The sequence below is a fragment of the Chitinophaga sp. HK235 genome, assembly GCF_018255755.1.
Taxonomy (GTDB): Bacteria; Bacteroidota; Bacteroidia; order Chitinophagales; family Chitinophagaceae; genus Chitinophaga.
The window spans coordinates 8,053,088-8,074,209 of sequence record NZ_CP073766.1; the positions used below are offsets into that span (position 1 = coordinate 8,053,088).

Consider the following 21,122-nt stretch of genomic DNA (forward strand, 5'->3'; position numbering starts at 1 on the left):
TACTTGCTATCGGATTTTTTTTGAAGTAATTTTCCCTATGCAACAAGCGTATAACTATACCCGTGGTTTCCGGATTTTTTTGCTATGCCTGTTGGCCCCGTTTGTGCTGATGGTGCCATTCACTTTTTATTTTCTTTCTAATAGGGGTATAAATGCAACTTATTATTTGCTGACTACTTTTTTATCGCCTCTCTTTCTTTCTTGGATAGTATTTGCATTGGATGACCTGTTTTCAGTTATTAGAACTGATAATGATGTTTCTGTTTTAAAAGTTTAAATAGCAGGTAGTGATTTACCAAACATTTTAAAACAGCACTACAATAGCTAAAGTAACCCCAACACCTTCTTCAGTCCGGATAATTGGTCTCCCCAGTAAAAATGCATATAACTAGCCAGTATATTGGAGGTATGAAACACGGGCGTAGGCAGCATTTCATTCCGGGCATTTAAAACACGTATATCCGTTTGCGTTATATCAGGTTGGGCGGTAAACTGGGAATAATGGAATTCATGTCCTTTGAGCACTACATCACCAATATGTACCTCCCGGTATCCGAGGGATAATTTTTTCCGCTGCATGCTGGTCTGTACGGGCAACAGGCCTACCATCGGATAGGCGATACCGTTTTCGTCTACAATACTTTCTCCCAGATACATCATGCCTCCACATTCTGCGAGGATACGGCCCTTGTATTGCCGCAGCTGTTCAAGAAGGGTATGGTTGGCAGCCAGTTGTGGCAGATGCAGCTCGGGATAGCCACCTGGTAGATAAAGCAGATCAGCCTCTGGTAATGCAGTATCTGTAAGCGGACTGAAATAGGTAACAGGACCTAGTTGTGATAAGGCATTTATGTTCTCGCGGTAGGTGAAGTTGAACGCTTCATCCTGTGCCACGGCTATACGTAATTGGGTGGAAGATGTAGTGGCGAGTGCTGTGTCGACTACTGCAGGCCGTAAGGTCCGCTGTAGCAGTTGCTCTAGGTCTATATGTGCAGTAAGATGGTCCGCAGCGGCATCAATGATGGTATTATAATCTGTTTCTGCAGAAATATGAAGCCCCAGATGACGGGAGGGTATCTTTACTTCCGGTTGTTCCGGCAGATAGCCTAGCGCCGGGATACCCACATCCGCGGCGGCTTCTTCCAGGATACGGTAATGGGAGGGGGTATTTACAAAATTAAATATCACCCCGGCAATCTGTATCTCCGGGAAAAAATGTTTGTATCCATATAACAATGCGGCGGCAGAATAGGCCATGGCTTTGGCATTCACCACCAGTATCACGGGTATGTCCAGCAGTGCGGCCAGTGAGGCGCTGCTGCCTTCCATTTTGCGGGCGCCGTCAAAAAGTCCCATTACACCTTCAATGATACTGACATCTGCCTGGCTGGTATACCAGTGGTAACGTTCCAGAAGATGTTGTTCCTGCATCATGTACTGGTCTAGGTTGATACTGGTCTGGCCGGCGGCCAGGGTATGATGTTTTGGGTCCAGGTAATCGGGGCCGCATTTAAATGGCTGTACCTTGCGGCCGCTGCGTTGCAGCGCCCTCAGCAGTGCGAGGGTGACGGTCGTTTTACCTGCACCACTATGCGGTGCCGCTATCAGAAACTGTGGTTTCATGTCCTGCAAAGATAAGCGGAGGAAATATTCTTTTGTGAAAGTTAAATATCTTCGTTGCCACTAGAAGTTATGAATACCATGAAACAACTCCGGCCGGTTATGTTTGTAGGCACTGCCTCTGATGTGGGCAAAAGCGTGATTGCTGCCGGGTTTTGCCGTATATTTAAACAGGATGGGTATATGCCGGCGCCCTTTAAGGCGCAGAATATGTCACTCAACAGCTATGCTACGCCGGAAGGGCTTGAAATAGGCCGCGCACAGGCCGTACAGGCAGAAGCGGCCGGCGTGCCCTGTCATACCGATATGAACCCGGTATTGCTGAAACCTACCAATGATAAAAGCTCTCAGCTGGTACTGCATGGGAAACCGGCAGGTAATCAAACAGCCTGGGAATACTTTATGCAGGACGACAAACGCCGGCTCTTTGAAGAGGTGAAAGGCGCTTTCGACAGACTGTCGGAGCGCTACAACCCTGTGGTGATGGAAGGTGCAGGCAGTATATCCGAACTGAACCTGCGCCATCGTGATATTACCAATATGCGGATGGCCCTGCATGCAGGTGCTGCTGTATACCTGATCTCGGATATCGACAGAGGTGGTGTCTTCGGAAGTGTATATGGTACAATTGCCCTGCTGCCACCGGAAGAAAAGGCCCTGATCAAAGGTATTATCATCAACAAATTCCGCGGCGACATACGCCTCTTTGAAGATGGCCGCAAACAACTGGAAACACTGACCGGTATACCGGTAACGGGCGTATTGCCCTATTATCAGGATATTCATATTGAAGAAGAAGATTCGGTAGCACTATCGCTGAAGCATAAACGGCAGACCACCGGAAGAATCAATATCGCTGTGGTATTGCTCCGGCATATGTCGAACTTTACGGATTTTAATGTATTGGAGAAAGATGAGCGGGTAAATATTTTTTATACAGATAATCCCGCAGATATTGTTACAGCAGATATCGTGATTATCCCGGGCAGTAAAAATACAATGTCCGATCTGGTGGCAATCAAAAATAATGGAACAGCAAGGGCTATAACGGAAGCGTTTAAACGAAATAAAGTGGTGATCGGTATCTGTGGCGGTTATCAGATGATGGGTATGTCTGTTGAAGATCCGCATGGTGTGGAAGGAGAGCCCGGCAGTATGCCCGGACTGGGGATATTACCGGTCAGCACAGTCCTCACCCGCGAGAAGATCACCCGGCAGCGCCGTTTTACTTACCGGCAGCAGGCTGCTTCCTGTGAAGGGTATGAGATCCATATGGGACATACAACAGGAGAAACATCTTCACCGCTGAATGTACTGGATGATGGACAGCCCGATGGATATTTTCTCAGCAACAGGTGCTGGGGCACCTACCTGCATGGTATCCTCGACAATACCGCCGTACTGGACGATTTGCTGGCTGCCTGCGGGAAAACAGTGACTACCGCTCAAAGCTTCGACTATCGTGCTTTCCGGTCGGCTCAATATGATAAACTGGCCGCTCATATCCGGCAACATCTCGATATGGAATCGGTGTATAAAGCTATTTGTTTATGATACAAGGACACGGAGATGATGCATACCTGTTCAACCACCCTATTGTAGCTGATTTCAGCTCAAATGTATGGTATGGCGGCACACAGGAAAAACTGGTACAGCATATTGCGGGCAAAGTCAGTGGTGTCGGCCACTACCCGGATGCAGGGGCTGTTAAACTGCAGCAGCAGATAGAACAACGGGAAGAACTGACACCCGGTATGGTGATGGTGACCAACGGAGGCACAGAAGCTATTTACCTGGTGGCACAGGCTTTCAGCGGCGCAACCACGACGGTGGTGGTACCTTCCTTCGCGGAATATGCTGACGCCTGCAAACTCCATAAGCATGAACTGAGTTACTTTTTCTGGGAGAAGCTGGCGCCTGATACCCGGTTTATTACCGATCTGGTGTTTATCTGTAATCCCAACAATCCTACGGCCCAGGTGATGAGTGAAGAGGGAATGCTGCAGCTGATACAGTTCAATAACCGCACTATATTTATCATTGACGAAGCCTATATACAATTCACCCGTAATGCCATTACGTTGTTGCCTCGCCTGCATCAACTGTCTAATGTGCTGATTGTACGGTCGCTCACCAAAACCTGCTGCATCCCCGGGCTGCGCTTAGGATACCTGGCAGGACAAAAGCCGCTGCTGGACAAGGTAAGGGCGTTCAGAATGCCCTGGTCGGTCAACAGCCTGGCTTTGGAAGCCGGTTATTATATCATGGACCATCCGGAAGAATTTGAGCTGCCGCTGGACTCCTTGCTGGCAGATACTTACCAGCTCTGGGAAGGAGTACGGAAAATGCCTGAGTTCAAAGCGTATCCTACCCATACCCACTACTTCCTGTTTGAAACTCTCACGGGTACTGCGGCTGCCCTGAAACTATGGCTGGTCAATAACTACGGGATACTGATCCGGGATGCCTCCAATTTTTATGGCCTGGAACAGGGACACTGCCGCGTAGCATGCCGCAACGAGGAAGATAATCAGTTACTCATCACTGCCCTGCATCAATGGACGCTTTCGTAAAATTCGTATTACCCTTACTGTTAGGTTATCTGCTGGACCTGTTGCTGGGAGATCCCCGCAGCTGGCCACATCCCGTGAAGTTTTTTGGTCACCTGATCGGCTATACGGAACGGCTGCTGAACCGTGGCCATGGCCGTTTGTGGAAAGGGGCGCTGATGACGCTGGGCCTTTGTGCCGCTGTGTTTATCTGTTTTTATCTGGCGCAGCACTGGCTGGAACAATGGCCCTGGGCCTGGCTGGCCTTTACCACTGTTTTTGTGTTTTTTGCGCTGGCCAATAAAAGCCTGCTGCTGGAAGGAAGGGAGGTGTTTGATACGCTGCACCAGCAGGGCCTGGAGGCTGGCCGTAAACGGTTGTCCTGGATTGTTGGCCGTGATACCACAGCTTTATCACCTAACCAGATACGGGTGGCGGTAATGGAGTCTATGTCTGAAAACCTCAGTGATGGCGTGATTGCTCCGTTGTTTTATTATGCGCTGCTGGGCCTGCCGGGTATGATGTTATATAAGATGATCAATACCCTCGATTCGATGGTGGGTTATAAAAATGATCGTTACTATTATTTTGGAAGAGTGGCTGCCCGCCTGGATGATGTGGCCAATTTTATCCCGGCCAGGATTACGGCCTTGCTGATGGTGCTGGTGTCAGGTAGCCGCCGTGCGGCACAGTACATCATCCGTTTTGGCAGGTCACATGCCAGCCCCAATTCCGGTTATCCGGAGGCGGCCCTGGCAGGTATTCTCAACTGTCGTTTCGGAGGTCCCAATACCTACCACGGCAGGGTGGTGGAGAAACCTTATATCGGCGAACAACCCCGGGATATCGCTCATCACGAATTCAGCAAGGTGATGTACGTTAATCACGCAACCACGCTGGTGATGATATTTATTATTTTATTATTTTATTATTTGATTATTTAGGTAGTGGCCAAAACACAATCTTCGCTGCATTTCAAATAACTAAATCTCTAAATAAAAAAATCCGTAAATCTTTCCTATCTTCGCCGCCGTTACCAGGTGTGTAGCCTTTTCTGAGGTACACTTAAAAGGGAATCCGGTGTAAATCCGGAGCAGTACCCGCTGCTGTAAGTTCATCTATACGTTGCTGATAATATAGCCACTGTGTCAACGGGAAGGCGTCAGACAACAGAACAAGCCAGAAGACCTGCCAGGAAACATGTTCACGGTCTGCTTCCGGGATAGAAGCCAGGACAGTTTCCTTCATACTCCCCGTATGTAAGAATCTTCCCTGATATTCCTCCCCTCAGCTCGCCGCAATTTTATTTAACAGTTAACGGGCTTATTAACTTAATCCATGGGCAAAGATCTTCAAAAAGTTAAACGCATCGCGTTTATCTGCAACGGTAATTCCTGCCTCAAAAAAGGCGCGGAAGACACCACCCTGCAGCTCAGAGCTGCTATCTCAGACAACAACCTGCATGAGGAAGTGCATACCATCCGCACACGATGCACCGGTCAATGCGAACACGGACCGATTGTTTTTATCCATCCCGACGGGACCTGGTATAAGGAAATGTATCCGGAAAATACCAGTAATCTCGTTATCAGCCACTTCCTGAACGACAAACCGGTCAGCGAAGCTATCTTTTTTGGAGAAGAAACAACTATCCGTTAAGCTAACCCATTTTCATGCGAATTTTTTATACAGCTGTATTGTCTGCACTGGCATTGCCGGCATTGGCACAACACAAAAACACAGACACCCTTTCCCTCAAAATACTCAACCTTAAAGCGATCGACATCGCTGGCAGCACCGACAAAAGTGCGCACATGCTTTCCAAACTTGACCTGCAGCTGCAACCGATAAAATCGGCTCAGGACCTGCTTCGCACCGTACCGGGTCTTTTTATCGCGCAACATGCCGGCGGCGGAAAAGCCGAACAAATATTGGTACGGGGCATCGATAACGACCATGGCACCGATTTCGGTATATTCGTAGACGGTATACCTGTCAACCTCCCCAATCATGCCCACGGACAAGGATATGCCGATATGCACTTCCTGATCCCGGAAGTGATCGGCGGAGCCGCTTATTACAAAGGACCCTACGAGGCCTCCCAGGGCGACTTTACAAATGCAGGTGCTGCCGTGTATACTTCCCTGTTCAGACCCGATAATCAGTTCGTGAAACTGGAATACGGCCAGTTTAACACAGCCCGCGTTGCTACTATGCTCCGGCTGCTGGATAAACAACAGCAACCAGGCACCAGGGACCAGAACGCTTATATCGCTGCCGACTATACGTACACTGACAGCTACTTCGACAATTCACAACGCTTTAAACGAATGAACCTGTTAGGCAGATACAACATTGCCCTTAACAGTAACAATACCATTTCCCTGATTGCTTCGGGCTTTACGAGCAACTGGAATGCTTCCGGACAGGTACCGCTGCGCGCCCTTGAAGATGGCTCTCTTCGCCGCTTTGGCTCTATTGATCCCTCAGAAGGAGGAAAGACTACCCGTATCAATGCCAACCTGCTCTGGGATACCCGGCTCAGCGAGCGCTCTTCCCTGCGGCAACAGTTGTATTATGTAAGAAACCTGTTTGACCTCTGGTCCAACTTTACTTTTTATAAAGATGATAGGGAGAATGGAGATGAAATCAGACAATGGGAGAAACGTGACCTCTTCGGATATAAAAATACCTGGCGCCATGAAGGCCGCCTGGGAAAAGCAACCCTGCAATCAGAAATAGGGCTGGGAGCGAGGATAGACCTGGTAAGCCTGGGCCGCGATCATGTAAAGGAAAGAGATCTGCTGTCTCATGAGGATTCCTCCCGGGTGGCAGTGGCCAACTACTCCCTCTACTTCAGCGAAACGCTGCGCCTGGCCGGTGGATGGAGCTTCAACGTCGGGCTGCGTAACGATGTATTTACCTTTAATCTGCGCGACCGGATGGACCCTTCCAATAATGGCAATAGTGTGGCCTACCGGCTGAGTCCGAAGATTAACATTTATTACGATTTATCTCCTTCGCTGGCATTTTTCGCCAAAACCGGCATGGGCTTTCATTCCAACTATGCCAACGTGGCTATACGCAGCGGACAGGAGAGTGCTGTTCCCCGTTCTTATGGGGCCGACCTTGGCGCTAATTTCAAGTTAAACAGTAAATTGCTGCTGACCGCTACATGGTGGTGGTTGCAGAGTGATGCAGAATTCCGTTTCATCGCAGATGATGGCAGCTATGAAAACATTGGCCGTGCTACCCGTACCGGTGTAGATATAGCCTTGCGTTATCATATCTGGAAGCCATTATGGGCCGATGTAAACCTCAACTATGCACACCCTCGTCTGATGGACGCTCCCGCAAAGGAAAACTATATTCCCTTTGCGCCCGTCTTCACCAGCACAGGCGGTGTTTCCTGGCAGGCAACAAAAGGATGGAATGCAGGTATACGTTACCGTTATATGGGTAAACGTGCAGCCATCGAAGATAATAGTGTTCAATCGGCCGCTTATTTTCTCACCGACGCTGTTGTGAAATATCAATGGCGCCGTTTTGAATTCGGACTTTCTGCTGAAAATATTTTTAATGAGAAATGGGCAGAAGCTCAGTTCTATGATGAATCACAACTGAAAGACGAAAAAGCGCCGGTCATGGACTTCCATATTACGCCAGGGACACCGTTCTGCCTCAGAGGTAGTATAACTGTTAAATTCTAATATGGATCAACATCTCCCTAAAATCAGCATTTTAAGTTGCGGCTGGCTGGGCAAGCCACTGGCTCAGCATCTGCAGCGTATCGGATACACTGTGAAAGGCGCCAGGACCACGGCCGCCGGCGTACAGGAACTACAGGAAGCAGGCATAGACGGCTATCAGGTCGTTCTGAGTGAATCACAGCTCGAAGCACCTGATACCTTCTGGGATGCTGATATACTGATTATCAATATCCCGCCCCGCAACAGGGAAAGAGGAACAGAAGCGCATGTGCAGGAAATAAAAATCCTGAGAGAGAAGCTGGAAACAACAGGTATTAAAAAAGTAATCTTCGTAAGCTCTACTTCTGTTTATGCCGATGTCAACGATATGGTAACAGAGCATAATATGGTGATGCCGGAAACGCCCAATGGCGTTGCTTTACGGGAAGTGGAACAACTGCTGTTGCAGTCACCTTCCTTTCGTACTACCGTGCTCCGCTTCGGAGGACTCATCGGTTACGACAGGATCCCGAACGCTGAAACACTGCTCACACAGCGTCGTAGCAACGATGTGCCCATGAACGTGATACACCGTGATGATTGTATCGGTATTATCAGCCTGTTACTCGAAAAAGATATCTGGGGAGAGATCTTCAATGCCTGCGCCAGCGTGCATCCTATCCGCTACCACTATTACAGGGCGGCTGCACAGGCACAGAAGCTGGAGATGCCTAAAAAATTACAACCCATAGAACAACCATATAAAATAGTGAGTTCCGCCAAACTGAAACAAAGGTTAGGATATGAATTCATTTATGATGATCCGTTATTGATTTTTAATGCACCAACAACAGGAACAAAATAATAATATCCTGCATCCGGTATGCATCGTAGGGGCTGGCCCCGGTGCTGCGGACATGCTAACGGTAAGGGCTGCACGCTGTATAGAAGCGGCTGATGTAATCCTGCACGACAATCTGGTGTCTGAAGAGATACTGGCGCTGTGCCGGCCGGACGCAGAAAGGATATATGCCGGTAAAAAATATGGCGACACCATAGATCCGGCAGCACGGCAGCAGCAGATACATGAACTGATGCGCCTGCATGCATTGAATGGTAAGAAAGTGGTAAGGCTCAAGTCCGGAGATCCGTTTATTTACGGCCGCGCCGTGGAAGAGATCCGTTATCTGCAGGAACACCACATCCCGTTTGAAGTAGTGCCGGGCATCACCGCCGGGATTGCCGCTGCAGGTCTGTGCCAGGTGCCGCTGACAGAGCGCAACCACAGCAATGCAGTGCTTTTTTGTACCGGTCATACCGCCAACTACGACCATGAACAGTTGGATGCGCTGGCCAATATGTTGCGCACCGGCACTACGCTGGTAATGTATATGGGACTGAGCAACCTATCCGTAGTGGTGGCCAAACTGTTGCAGGCAGCCGGATCAGAAACAGTGTATGTAACAGCTGTTTCGAAAGTGTCCGCCCCGCAACAACAGCAGGTGACAGCACCCCTGCAGGAAATAGAAGCCGCCATACAGCAGGCAGCACTGCCGATGCCGGTGGTGTTCATCATAGGAAAATATGCAACATCCATTAAGGTATAAAAGATGAAAAAAGGGATACTGATCTGCGGCCACGGCAGCAGAGATAAAGAAGGAGTGGAGCACTTCAAGGTATTGGTCCGCAAGTTACAGGACCGCTACCCTGATGATGTCGTTGATTACGGTTTCCTGGAATTTGCTCATCCCGTATATGCGGCGGCGGTAGAGCGGATGTATCTGCAAGGTGTACGGCACATCATAGCATTGCCGGCTATCCTCTTTGCCGGCGGGCATGCCAAAAACGATATCCCGTATGAAATGAACACCCTTCAGCAGCAGTATCCCGATCTGACCATCACCATGGCCAGGCATCTTGGTATCAGCGCTCCTTTGCTGCAGTTATCCCAACTATTAATAGAAGAAGCAGAAGCTGCTGCGAAGGCGGTAGACAGGGCAGATGCCTGTTTGTTGCTGGTAGGGCGGGGCACCAACGATCCGGATGCCAATAGCGATGTGGCCAAGCTGGCCCGCATGCTGGGAGAAGGCATGGGCTTCGGATTTACGACCACTGCTTATATAGGAGTGACTCAACCGCTGCTGGCAGACACCTTGCCCATCCTGGAATGTCTGCCCTTCAAAAGGGTGGTAGTATTGCCGGTTTTTCTCTTTACGGGTATACTGCTCAAGCGGATCTACAGCCAGGTGGCCGATTGGCAGGCTTCTTCCACCAAAGAATACCTGTGCACAGCAGCTTTCGGCAGTCATGAGCTGCTGCTGCAAGCCATCGATGAACGCATACGGGAAGCACAGGCTGGTCATGGCAATATGAACTGTCAGCTGTGTAAGTACCGTACACAGATCGTGGGTTTTGAGGAAGATATGGGCAAGGAACAAATTGGCCATCACCTCAATGTAAAAGGTATCCTCTTCGAAGAAGAGGAAAAACCAGGTGCTCGGAAAGGAATATTATCAACCGTCAAAAAAGTATTCGGCATTTGAACCATACCGGAAAAATATATGCAGTATCGTTAGGCCCGGGTGATCCGGACCTGATCACGCTCAAAGGCTGGAAAGCCCTGCAGCAGGCCGATAAGATCTATTATCCGGCCTCTCTGCAACAAGGACAGCCACGTAGTTACGCCAGGACCATCCTCGATCATTATCAGCTGGAAAATAAAACCTGGCAGCCTATGCTGCTCGAAATGTCCAACGACCGCAGCTATAACCTGCAGGTATATACGGAAACGGCTGAACAAATGAAAACGGATGTGCGGCAAGGTTTACAGGTGGCATTCGTCAGCGAAGGCGACATCTCTTTTTACAGCACCTTTATCTATCTCCTCGAACATATCCGCCGGGAAAATCTTCCCCTGGAAGTAATTGCGGGAGTACCTTCTTTTCTGCTGGCAGCGGCAGCCCACCAGCAACCGCTGGCACTGCTCCGCGAAAAAATTGCCATCATCCCGTTGCTTGAAAATGCTACGGTACTGGAAGAACACCTGTGCCGCTTTGCAACCATCGTGCTGATAAAAGTACGGGGAGCCATGGCATATATTACACCATTCCTGGAAAACGGCCAGGCTACTATGTTGTACGGGGAGAAGCTCGGCACTGCGGAGCAATATCTCGCCACTGGCATCGAAGCATTGCAGGAAAGAACGCTGCCTTATTTTTCATTGATCATTCTAAAAAGTAACATATGCAACTGAGCGTAATCGGTATCGGGCCTGGTGCGAAAGAGTATATACTGCCGGTAGCGCAACAGGTACTGGCGGACGCCGATATTGTAATTGGCTATCACTATTATTTTCAGTTTGTGGCCCATCTGCTGAAACCTGGTTGTGAATGCCTGGGCCGGGAACTCTCTGAAGAAGAGGCCCGTGCAGTATTGGCCGTTGAAAGCTGTGCCCCCGGTAAAAAGGTGGCGGTGATCAGCTCCGGTGATGCCGGTGTCTATGCTATGGCCTCCCTGGTGTATGAATATGCCGCCCGTCACAACAGAACAGATATTGATATGCAGACCATCCCCGGTATCAGCGCCTTCCAGGGTGCCGCCGCCAGGCTTGGAGCACCCATAGGACACGACTTCTGTTGCATCTCCCTCTCTGATCTGATGACGCCCTGGTCTACAATCGAACAGCGTATCACCGCTGCCGCCATGGGCGATTTCGTTACTTCTTTATACAACCCCCGCAGTAAACAGCGCAACTGGCAGCTGTCGAGATTAAAAGAAATTTATTTGCAATACCGTCATCCGGAAACACCGGTGGCCATTGTAAGACAGGTGACAAGAGAAGAGGAGAATATTCATCTTACCACATTGGCGGAACTGGACGTTACCCTTGTTGACATGTTCAGCCTCGTGATGATTGGTAATTCACAAACCTTCCGGTTCAATAATTTCCTCATCACACCAAGGGGCTATCTGGCCCGCAAACCGGTGACCGGCGAGGAAATACAGATAGAGAGCTTCCGCCAGATCATGCGGCAGCTGAAAAGAGATGAGCTGTCACCGGCAGACCAATGGGCCGTGATACGGTGTATCCACAGCACCGCCGACTTCGAATATGAACAGCTGTACTATAGCCGTGGTAATGCCATGGAAGCCTGGCATGACTATCTGCGTAGTGGCGGCACCGTTATCACCGATGTGACGATGGTACAATCCGGTATTACCAGAGCATTCACCCAACAGTACGGTGTTACTGTAAAATGTTACCTCAACGATGAAAGAGTACCGGCCCTGGCAGCAGCAGAAAACCTTACCCGCAGCCAGGCAGGTATGCGCCTGGCCATACAGGAGCACCCGGAGGCCTTGTTCGTAGTGGGCAACGCTCCTACAGCGTTGCTGGAACTGTGTGACCAATGCCAGCAGGGTACTTGCCGCCCTGTTGGTATTGTAGCGGCGCCCGTGGGTTTTGTGAACGTACTGGAGTCAAAACTGAAACTACGGCTGGGTGCTACAGTGCCCGCCGTTATCATAGAAGGCCGCAAAGGCGGCAGCAACGTGGCGGCAGCGATTGTAAACGCTGCCTTCACCCTGGATACAATCACTGTTATGCATACACGCTGATGCCGGAAGAATATATCGTCATAGGAGTTGCCAATACAACAGCGAATGTCTGTTCACCGGAAGCTATGGAACTGCTTTCGCAATACCGGCATTTTTCCGGTGGGGAACGTCATTACACGCTGGTAAAGCATTTGCTGCCGGTGTCCCATAACTGGATTACCATCAAGGGCAATATGCCGGCACTTTTTGCGCAATATGAACAGGTGGCAGAGCCGTTGGTGGTTTTTGCCAGTGGAGATCCTTTGTTTTACGGCATGGTCAACACCATCCGCAAATACGCAGTGGATGCTAACGTAAAGGTATATCCGCAGTTCAACAGTATACAGCGGCTCTGTGCTAAAGCAGGCATTCCTTATGAACAGGTGTGTAATGTATCGGTACATGGCCGTAGCTGGCAGGAGCTGGATGCCGCGCTGATCAGGGGACACAGGCAGATAGCCATACTGACGGATCATGTTCGTACCCCGCAGGCAATTGCGCAGCGGATAATGGAATACGGGTTTACACAGTATGATATGCTGGTGGGAGAAGATCTGGACGGTGTTGCAGAACAGTTGTCCCGGGATACACTGGAGACGATGGCCGGCCGCACTTTTCATCCGCTCAATTGTGTGCTGCTGCAACAGGTGTCTGCATCGCAACAGCCCGGAATGGGGATAGAAGACTGTCGTTTTGAAGGGCTCCCCGGCAGACCCAATATGATCACCAAAAGAACGGTACGCCTCGCCAGTATTGCACAGTTGCAGCTGCACCAGGCAACGGTTTGCTGGGATATCGGCTTCTGTACCGGCGCAGTGGCTATAGAGGCCAGACGCCTGCATCCGCACCTGCAGGTGGTAGCCTTCGAAAAACGACCTGAATGTGAAGGTATCATCACCCGTAATATGAAACAATTGTCTGCCCCCGGTATTGATATACACATGGGCGATTTTTATGAACAGGACCATGCTGCTTTGCCGGTACCCGATGCAGTGTTTATCGGAGGCCATGGCAACCGCCTGGATGAGTTGATGCAGATAATAGATTCGTATATGCGTCCGGGTGGGAGAATAGTGATAAACGCTGTGCTGGACACCAGCAGAGAACAGTTTGTGCATATGACGGAAAAACTTCAATGGCACCTGCTACCGGCAGAACAGATACAGGTAGGAGACCATAACCCTATCACGGTTTTAACAGCTATCAAACAAGCATGAAACAAACATCAAATATTGCTATTATTGCCAGCACAGACAGAGCTTTAGTACTGGCAGGTACCATACGCCAGTCCTTGTCTGATGTGGCCATATTCTCTACCCGCAAGGATATCCCGGCAGGTGTCATTTCCATTGATACGATCGGTAGTTTCCTGCAGGAAAATTTTAACCAATACAACGCTTTCCTCTTCATTGGTGCGCTGGGTATCTGTGTACGCAGTATCGCACCTTATATCAAAGATAAAAATACCGATCCGGCGATCCTTAATATGGATGATCATGGTTATTTCGTACAGCCGGTACTGTCAGGTCATACCGGTGGTGCCAATACACTGGCGCGGCAGGTGGCGCATATCCTGGGTGCTCAGGCAGTGATTACTACCTCCAGCGATTTACAGGATATCTGGGCATTGGATACGCTTGGTAAACAATATGCCTGGAAAACGGCTGCCACAGCGCCTTTGAATACAGTCATCTCCCTGTTTGTCAACAACCACCCTACAGCCCTGTTGCTGGATGTAAAAGCGGAAGGGACCACATGGCTGGAAAAAACGAAACCGGATTTTGTTACCGTCTTTTATAATATCAATGATATCCCACTGGAGCAGTTTGACCTGTTGATAGCTGTTACCTTCCGTAAGTATACGGTTGCCATACCGGTGCTGCACTATCATCCGGCTGCTTTGCATATCGGGATGGGCTGCAGCCGGGATATTGAGTCCGACCTGCTGGAAGTCTCTGTGCTGGAGCAATTGCAACAACAGGGTCTTGCAGCGGAAGCCGTAAAAAGTATCGCTTCCATAGATATCAAACATGATGAAAAAGCATTTATTGCTTTGGCAGATAAATGGCAGATACCTTTTTACACCTACACCGCCGCTGCACTCAACGAGTGCGAAGTACCCAATCCATCGCCGGTAGTGAAAGACAAGCTGGACGTATACAGCGTATCGGAAGCCAGTGCATACTTGTCTTCCGGCAATGACGGTTGGCTGGTAGAGAAACAGAAAATTACGGTCAGCTCCGGTAAAAAACATACGATCGCTGTTGCCCTGGATGCCGCTCTGGAAAGGCGTGCACAGGTAGCCATTGTAGGTGCCGGCCCCGGTGATCCTGCATTGGTGGCAGTAAGAGGTAAAGAACTGCTTGAAAGGGCAGACCTTATTCTCTACGCTGGCAGCCTGGTACCGGAAGAACTGACCCACTACGCCAAGGAAGGTGCCGTGGTGCGCAACTCCGCCAGCATGACATTGGAAGAGCAGATCAGTCTGATGGAAGAACATTATGCCAAAGGGCATCTGATTGTACGACTGCAATCCGGTGATCCGTCTATCTATGGTGCCATACAGGAGCAGATGACCATCTTCGACGAAAAAGGAATGGACTACTTTATCGTACCGGGCATCTCTTCTTTCCAGGCTGCCGCTGCGGTGCTCAAATCTGAGTTTACCATTCCGGAAGTGGTACAAACCATTATCCTTACCCGTGGTGAAGGTAATACCCCTCTGCCGGAGCATGAGAAACTACAGGAGATGGCGCGGCACAGAGCTACCATGTGTATCTTCCTGAGTGCCACCATCGCAAAAAACGTACAGGCGCAACTGTTGGAACATTATCCGCCGGAAACACCGGTAGCGGTATTGTACCGCGTGACCTGGAAAGATGAACGGGTGTTTACCGGGCAACTGCAGGAGCTGGCAGCTATCATACGGAGCAACAAGCTGACGCGTACCGCGCTCATCATCGTAGGGGCGGCCATCGGTGCGCGGAAAAACAGATCACATCTTTATAATCCGGAATGGAAACACATCTTCCGTAATCAGAAAACAAAATCTGGAAATTTAAAAATAAACAAATGATTCTGGTGTTTGGAGGTACAACAGAAGGTAAACTGGTACTGGCGGCCCTGGCGGCGGCCAACCAACCCTGCTGGTATTCGTCAAAAATAAAAATTGACGTATCACTTCCCGCTGGTGCGCAATATCGTTATGGTGCCTTTACACAGGAAGCACTGGAAGCTTTTTGTCTGGAGCAGCATATCACTACCATCGTTCATGCCAGCCATCCTTTTGCGGCCCTGTTGCATGAAACGATTGGTATCGTTAGTCAACGTTTATCCATTCCTGTGATACGCTTCGAAAGACACTATCCGGAAACGCCCTTACACCCGCTGGTGAGATATGCCGACAGTTATGAAGAAGTACTGTCGGCTATTCACCACGGAGGTTATGAGCCGGTATTGTCGCTCACCGGTGTACAGACCATTATCCGCTGGCGCCCTTACTGGGAGCGGAAGAAGATGTACTGCCGTATTCTGCCAAGAGATACCTCTGTGGCCATCGCAAGGGACTGTGAATTCCCGGAAGAACAGCTGTTGTTGTCTTTCCCAGGTAAAACGGTAGAAGAAGAGCTGCAGGTAGTGAAGGAGACCGGTGTACAGGCTATTATCACCAAAGAAAGCGGGGAGAGTGGTTACCTGTCTGTAAAGATCGATACGGCCATAGCGGCCGGTATCCCCTTGTATATTATCCGGAGGCCCGCATTGCCACCGCATTTTGTGAAGGTAGACACCACCACTGATATGCTGAAACATATAATTCATACTGCATCATGAGTCTGAAACCGGTACCACAGGGAGATTTGCGCTGGGGTTATAGTACCGGTGCCTGTGCTACGGCCTGTACCAAAGCTGCTTTGCTGGCATTGCTGGAACAGGATGAGGTGGCGTCGGTAACGATTGTGTTGCCCGACGGGGAAGAGGTGTTGTTTAAAATACATGCCTGCAGCTTTAATGGAACACAGGCCACTTGCGCTACTTACAAAGACAGCGGGGATGATCCTGATGTAACCAATGGTGCAGAGATAGCCGTTACCGTTAGTTTCGGCGGCCCTCAGCCGGTCAGTTTTTTACCGGGAGAGGGCGTAGGCATCGTTACATTGCCCGGCCTGTCTGTCCCGGTAGGAGAGCCGGCTATCAATCCGGTGCCCCGCAGCATGATGGCCGGAGTAGTGACCGATATCTGCGAAAGATACCTGGTGAATAGAAACATCAGCATCAGCGTGAGCGTGTCCAATGGTGCTGTGCTGGCGGAAAAAACGTTGAATGCACGTCTGGGTATCGTGGGTGGTATCTCCATTCTGGGAACCACAGGCAGAGTAAAACCTTTTTCTGCGGCGGCTTACATCGCCAGTATTGAGCAGGGAATAGATGTGGCGCTGGCCAACGGATTACAGACGGTGGTCGTCAATTCCGGCGGCCGCAGCGAAAAGATACTCCGGAACCTGTACCCGCAGTTGCCTGCCGTTGCTTTTGTGCAGTATGGCAACTGGATAGGGGAGACGCTGGCCAAGATCAACACTACGCCATTGCATTCCTTTACCATCGGTATGATGCTGGGAAAGGCGGTGAAATTGGCTGCAGGATCGCTGAATACACATAGCAACCAGTCATCCTGGGATAAGGATTTTGTGGCGCAGCTGGCAGCATCAGCGGGATATCCGCATGAAAAATGCGAAGCCATCCGCCAGCTCAATATGGCCCGTGGCCTGACGGAACTGTTCCCCTTTCAGGAATCGGAACCATTTTATCCGGCCCTGGCAGCACAGTGCCGGCGCGTATTACAGGCTGCACTGCGCCCCGTGGATTTTGAAATTGTATTGATAGATGCAACAGACAAGTATCTGTTGTATGTGAACTAAAAATAGACATCATGTATCCGTTACTGTTAGACTCATTGTTATTAGGCGTACAGCATTCTTTTGAACCCGACCATATGGCCGCCGTGTCGGTACTGGCTTCTGAGAAAAACAGGCAGCGGTCGGGCATTGGCCGGCTGGTATGGCGTTCATCACAATGGGCGCTGGGGCATTCTGTGACACTGGTGCTGTTCAGCGCTTTTGCCTTGCTGCTGAAATCGGCTATCCCCTTTAATCTGTCTGCCTGGGCAGAGATAGCAGTAGGCCCTATCATGATCTGGCTGGGATGGTCGGCGATACGCCGTAACCATCAACTCAGGGAGATGATGGCGGAGCACAAAAAATTTGAGGAACACGAACACCTGACCAATGCCTTGCATATTCACGGCAGGCAGGGAGAAGAAATAGCCATGAACCCGCTGAGCAGGTCTTTCTGGGTAGGGATGCTGCATGGACTGGCCGGCACCGGCGGCGCCTGTGCGGTAGCACTCACCCTCGCAGCCACAGATACCCGCACCGCCGTGTGGATCATCGTACTGCAAAGCCTGGGTATCATCATCGCTATGACTACCTACAGCTGTGTATTAGCCTTCTCCATGTCACGGTTTATTGAAAGAAACCAGATCGCTTTTAAAGTGATCAACGCCGTGGTCGGTGTATTCTCCATTATGATTGGCCTGTTATGGATCTATAATGCCATCACAGAATGGTGACATATCATCCATCATTCATAATGCCACTAATCCAGCCCAGGACTTTAGTTAGCCCAGGACTTTAGTCCTGGGAATTGATAATTCGTAATTGATTTCACATGCTCGTTCCTTTATTTGTAGACTCATTTCTGCTGGGAATCCAGCATTCTTTTGAGCCGGACCATGTGGCGGCGGTGTCTGTACTGGCTACAGGCGATAATCAGCAACAGCGGATGCGACAGTTGATGTGGCGTTCCTCTCAATGGGCTTTAGGGCATTCGTTGACGTTAGTCATGTTCGGTGTCTTCATCCTCATTCTGAAATCTGCATTATCCCTGCATATCGCCGGGTATGTGGAGTTTCTGATAGGCCCTGTGATGATATGGCTGGGTATTACCGCTTACCGGCGCAATTTTGCTGCCAGACAGCATACGCATGTACATGCTCCCACTGGCAGTGTATTGAGTCGCTCTTTCTGGATCGGTATGTTACACGGACTGGCAGGTACCGGTGGCGCCTGTACGCTGGCGTTTACGCTGGCTGCCAGTGATGCTTATGCCGCCGTTGGTATCCTGATACTGCAAAGCATAGGCATCATCGTGGCGATGACAGGCTACAGCTGCCTGTTTGCCTTGTCTGTACGCCGTTTCTCCGGAAGGTGGAAACCTTCGGTGAAAGGCATCAATTATGTAGTGGGCACTTTCTCTATTGTGATAGGTGTGTTTTGTTTATATGAATCTTTTAAGGAATTTCTGCCATGAAACCATATTATCCGTTTACGGCCATCTGCGGACAAGACCAGTTTAAACTGGCGCTGCTGCTCACCACCATCGATCCTTCCCTGGGCGGTGTGCTGGTGATGGGAGATAAAGGTACCGGTAAAACGACTACCGTAAGGGCATTGGCCAGTCTGTTGCATAATCCCGTACAGCCGTTCCCGTTTGTGAATCTGCCGGTAGGTGCTACAGAAGATCGTGTACTGGGTAGTGTCGACCTGGAAATACTGATCAATGAAAAAAGGGAACAGGTAAGGAAAGGCTTGCTGGCAGCCGCTCACGGAGGGATTTTGTATATCGATGAAGTGAACCTGCTCAATGATTATATCATGGATGTGCTGCTGGATGCTTCTTCCAGCGGAGGGTATTATCTGGAAAGAGATGGCCTTTCTGCCTGGCAGGACAGCCGCTTTATTCTCATCGGTACCATGAATCCGGAAGAAGGGGAGCTGCGCCCGCAGCTGCTGGACCGTTTCGGTTTATGCGTTACCGTTAGTACGCCTGCCGACAAGGTACAGCGTGCCACGATCATGCAGCGCCGCCTGGCTTTTGATGCTGGTCCGCAGCAGTTTGTACACGCTTTTGCGGAAACAGAAAGGGAGATGAACAGGGCTGTTAATCTGGCCCGCACCTTACTCGACCAGGTATATATTTCAGAAGATACTTATCTGGAAGTGGCAGACCACTGTCTGGAACACCAGGCTGAAGGCATGCGCGCAGATATCCTGATCATAAAGGCTGCGAGGGCTTATGCCGCCTTCAGTAACCGTTTGGCGGTCACCAGCGCCGATGTGCATCATGTGGCGCCGCTGGTACTGGCACATCGCAGCAAACAACGCAACCCGCCATCCCGTTCACAGCAACGTCAGCGGGAGCATGCGCCTTCACCAGACAGAGGGGAATATCACACGGAAAGCAGCAGGAATCTATAGATAAAAAGTCTCAGCCATTACAGGACTACCTTTTCCAGGCTGCATCGGCAACCGCAAAAATTCCGGTGAAAACGGCCACACAGGGCGCACGGAAAGGAACCATCGCGCGGGTGCCGCTGGCCTCACCTCAGCTGTTGTCCCGTTCCGCCGGTCATCAACAGGAAAACGACCTGCTGGCTACTGTAAAACATTATCTGGTGCATCAGACCTGTGTGATCAAAAAAAGGCCGGTACAACAAAAAACTGCCTTACGTTTATTCGTCCTGGTAGACAGCAGTGCCTCTATGGCAGCCGACCGACAGATAAGCCTGGTAAAAGGACTGATCACAGACATGTTGCACCGATACCGGCAGCAACGTCCGCAGGTGAGTATTATCGCACTGGCACAGGGGACTGCTTCCGTGATAATACCTTTTACTACACACCTGTCGCAGACCAACGAGGCGTTGGCCTCTCTGCGTACCGGTGGTAAAACCAATCTGGCAGCAGGTTTCCGGCAGATGGCCCAAATGATAAGGCCCAACGGGGACTACCAGTTATATCTGTTCACCGATGGACGGATCAACGCTGGTACCACGAGCCAGCCCTTTGAGGAGGCTGTAACTGTTTTCCGTGAACAGCTCCGCCGTCACTGTAAACATACCTGTATCATCAATACCGAAACCGGATATCCGCGTCTCAATATGGCCGTCACACTGGCGGAAAAGCTGGGCTGCAAAGTATTCGGGCCGGAAATTTATTCAGCTTAATTATTCATCGTATGAAAATTTATACTAAAAAGGGAGATCAGGGTACCACAGCACTCTTCGGTGGTAAACGAGTGTTCAAGGATGATACCCGCGTCAATTGCTATGGTACGTTCGATGAGGTCAATTCCACCATTGGCCTGCTCCGCGCCAAACTAAGCACAGATCACCCCTGGCAGCCCAATCTGCACCGCATCCAGAAAGATATGATGGACATGATGTCTCACCTGGCACGCCCATCCGATTGCAAAAAGGAAAACCCCAATCCCAAACCGGTTGATGGTGCCGCTTTCTGCGAACAGTGGATTGATGAGCTGGAAGCAGGTATCACCACGGCTTCAGATTATTTTCTGTTGCCGGGAGGTAATGAAATCTCCGCCCTCTGCCATGTGGTGCGCACCCAGATGCGTCGCGGAGAAAGGCTGCTGGTATCGCTGATGAAAGAAGATACGATAGAAGATTATATCCCTGCTTATATCAACCGCCTGTCCGATTTGTTCTTTATCCTCGCCCGCGCAGAAATGGACAAAGCCGGTGTGGCGGAAGAGAAATGGCAGTTGTTTCTCTATAAAAGAAAAAAAACAGATCCATCTATCATCAAAGAATAGC

Annotated in this window: 20 protein-coding genes and 1 riboswitch; of the genes, 19 read left to right on the forward strand and 1 reads right to left on the reverse strand. The window is 50.1% G+C overall.

The window, feature by feature from the left end:
* Positions 1-324: 324 nt before the first annotated feature.
* A complete protein-coding gene (locus tag KD145_RS31100; protein WP_212003680.1) occupies positions 325-1,623 on the reverse strand; it encodes a cobyrinate a,c-diamide synthase in 1,299 nt (432 codons plus the stop codon).
* Positions 1,624-1,701: 78 nt separating this feature from the next.
* Here KD145_RS31100 and KD145_RS31105 point away from each other — a divergent pair, with 78 nt between their 5' ends.
* The 19 genes from KD145_RS31105 (at position 1,702) to KD145_RS31195 (ending at position 21,121) form a co-directional block, all read left to right on the forward strand.
* On the forward strand, positions 1,702-3,174 hold the full coding sequence (locus KD145_RS31105) for a cobyric acid synthase (RefSeq protein ID WP_249219672.1): 1,473 nt from the start codon (positions 1,702-1,704) through the stop codon (positions 3,172-3,174).
* On the forward strand, positions 3,171-4,193 hold the full coding sequence (locus KD145_RS31110) for a histidinol-phosphate transaminase (RefSeq protein WP_212003681.1): 1,023 nt from the start codon (positions 3,171-3,173) through the stop codon (positions 4,191-4,193). The genes KD145_RS31105 and KD145_RS31110 overlap by 4 nt, the downstream gene beginning before the upstream one ends.
* Positions 4,178-5,113, forward strand: a complete 936-nt coding sequence (gene cbiB / locus KD145_RS31115) for an adenosylcobinamide-phosphate synthase CbiB (protein ID WP_212003682.1) — start codon at positions 4,178-4,180, stop codon at positions 5,111-5,113. Before KD145_RS31110 ends, cbiB begins: the two co-directional genes overlap by 16 nt.
* A 77-nt stretch (positions 5,114-5,190) precedes the next feature.
* A riboswitch (cobalamin riboswitch) is annotated at positions 5,191-5,380 on the forward strand.
* Between the two features lie 127 nt (positions 5,381-5,507).
* Positions 5,508-5,828, forward strand: a complete 321-nt coding sequence (locus KD145_RS31120) for a ferredoxin (protein ID WP_212003683.1) — start codon at positions 5,508-5,510, stop codon at positions 5,826-5,828.
* A 14-nt stretch (positions 5,829-5,842) separates the two neighbouring features.
* The gene (locus KD145_RS31125; RefSeq protein ID WP_212003684.1) at positions 5,843-7,879 is read left to right on the forward strand and encodes a TonB-dependent receptor; all 2,037 of its coding nucleotides are present in this window, start codon (positions 5,843-5,845) and stop codon (positions 7,877-7,879) included.
* Position 7,880: 1 nt separating this feature from the next.
* Positions 7,881-8,723 carry an SDR family NAD(P)-dependent oxidoreductase gene (locus KD145_RS31130; RefSeq protein ID WP_212003685.1) on the forward strand — a complete coding sequence of 281 codons (843 nt, stop codon included), beginning with the start codon at positions 7,881-7,883 and terminating at the stop codon, positions 8,721-8,723.
* The gene (cobA, locus tag KD145_RS31135; RefSeq protein ID WP_212003686.1) at positions 8,698-9,465 is read left to right on the forward strand and encodes a uroporphyrinogen-III C-methyltransferase; all 768 of its coding nucleotides are present in this window, start codon (positions 8,698-8,700) and stop codon (positions 9,463-9,465) included. Before KD145_RS31130 ends, cobA begins: the two co-directional genes overlap by 26 nt.
* A 3-nt stretch (positions 9,466-9,468) precedes the next feature.
* On the forward strand, positions 9,469-10,401 hold the full coding sequence (locus KD145_RS31140; RefSeq protein WP_212003687.1) for a sirohydrochlorin chelatase: 933 nt from the start codon (positions 9,469-9,471) through the stop codon (positions 10,399-10,401).
* On the forward strand, positions 10,398-11,111 hold the full coding sequence (gene cobI, locus KD145_RS31145; protein WP_212003688.1) for a precorrin-2 C(20)-methyltransferase: 714 nt from the start codon (positions 10,398-10,400) through the stop codon (positions 11,109-11,111). Before KD145_RS31140 ends, cobI begins: the two co-directional genes overlap by 4 nt.
* Entirely contained in the window at positions 11,102-12,475 is a 1,374-nt protein-coding gene (gene cobJ, locus KD145_RS31150; RefSeq protein ID WP_212003689.1) for a precorrin-3B C(17)-methyltransferase, read from the forward strand. Before cobI ends, cobJ begins: the two co-directional genes overlap by 10 nt.
* A complete protein-coding gene (gene cbiE / locus KD145_RS31155) occupies positions 12,475-13,671 on the forward strand; it encodes a precorrin-6y C5,15-methyltransferase (decarboxylating) subunit CbiE (RefSeq protein WP_212003690.1) in 1,197 nt (398 codons plus the stop codon). The genes cobJ and cbiE overlap by 1 nt, the downstream gene beginning before the upstream one ends.
* Positions 13,668-15,530 carry a precorrin-4 C(11)-methyltransferase gene (gene cobM / locus KD145_RS31160; protein WP_212003691.1) on the forward strand — a complete coding sequence of 621 codons (1,863 nt, stop codon included), beginning with the start codon at positions 13,668-13,670 and terminating at the stop codon, positions 15,528-15,530. Before cbiE ends, cobM begins: the two co-directional genes overlap by 4 nt.
* Positions 15,527-16,285: a precorrin-6A/cobalt-precorrin-6A reductase gene (locus tag KD145_RS31165; RefSeq protein ID WP_212003692.1), complete on the forward strand. Its 759-nt coding sequence runs from the start codon at positions 15,527-15,529 to the stop codon at positions 16,283-16,285. Before cobM ends, KD145_RS31165 begins: the two co-directional genes overlap by 4 nt.
* On the forward strand, positions 16,282-17,370 hold the full coding sequence (locus tag KD145_RS31170) for a cobalt-precorrin-5B (C(1))-methyltransferase (RefSeq protein WP_212003693.1): 1,089 nt from the start codon (positions 16,282-16,284) through the stop codon (positions 17,368-17,370). The genes KD145_RS31165 and KD145_RS31170 overlap by 4 nt, the downstream gene beginning before the upstream one ends.
* An 11-nt stretch (positions 17,371-17,381) precedes the next feature.
* Positions 17,382-18,080 (forward strand): hypothetical protein, encoded by a 699-nt coding sequence (locus KD145_RS31175; RefSeq protein WP_212003694.1) that lies wholly within the window; start codon positions 17,382-17,384, stop codon positions 18,078-18,080.
* Positions 18,081-18,178: 98 nt separating this feature from the next.
* The gene (locus KD145_RS31180; protein ID WP_212003695.1) at positions 18,179-18,820 is read left to right on the forward strand and encodes a hypothetical protein; all 642 of its coding nucleotides are present in this window, start codon (positions 18,179-18,181) and stop codon (positions 18,818-18,820) included.
* A complete protein-coding gene (locus tag KD145_RS31185; protein WP_212003696.1) occupies positions 18,817-19,767 on the forward strand; it encodes an ATP-binding protein in 951 nt (316 codons plus the stop codon). The genes KD145_RS31180 and KD145_RS31185 overlap by 4 nt, the downstream gene beginning before the upstream one ends.
* Before the next feature lie 65 nt (positions 19,768-19,832).
* Complete coding sequence (locus KD145_RS31190) at positions 19,833-20,516, forward strand: VWA domain-containing protein (protein WP_212003697.1); 684 nt, start codon at positions 19,833-19,835, stop codon at positions 20,514-20,516.
* Between the two features lie 11 nt (positions 20,517-20,527).
* Positions 20,528-21,121, forward strand: coding sequence for a cob(I)yrinic acid a,c-diamide adenosyltransferase (locus KD145_RS31195; protein WP_212003698.1), 594 nt, complete (start codon positions 20,528-20,530; stop codon positions 21,119-21,121).
* Position 21,122: the final 1 nt, after the last annotated feature.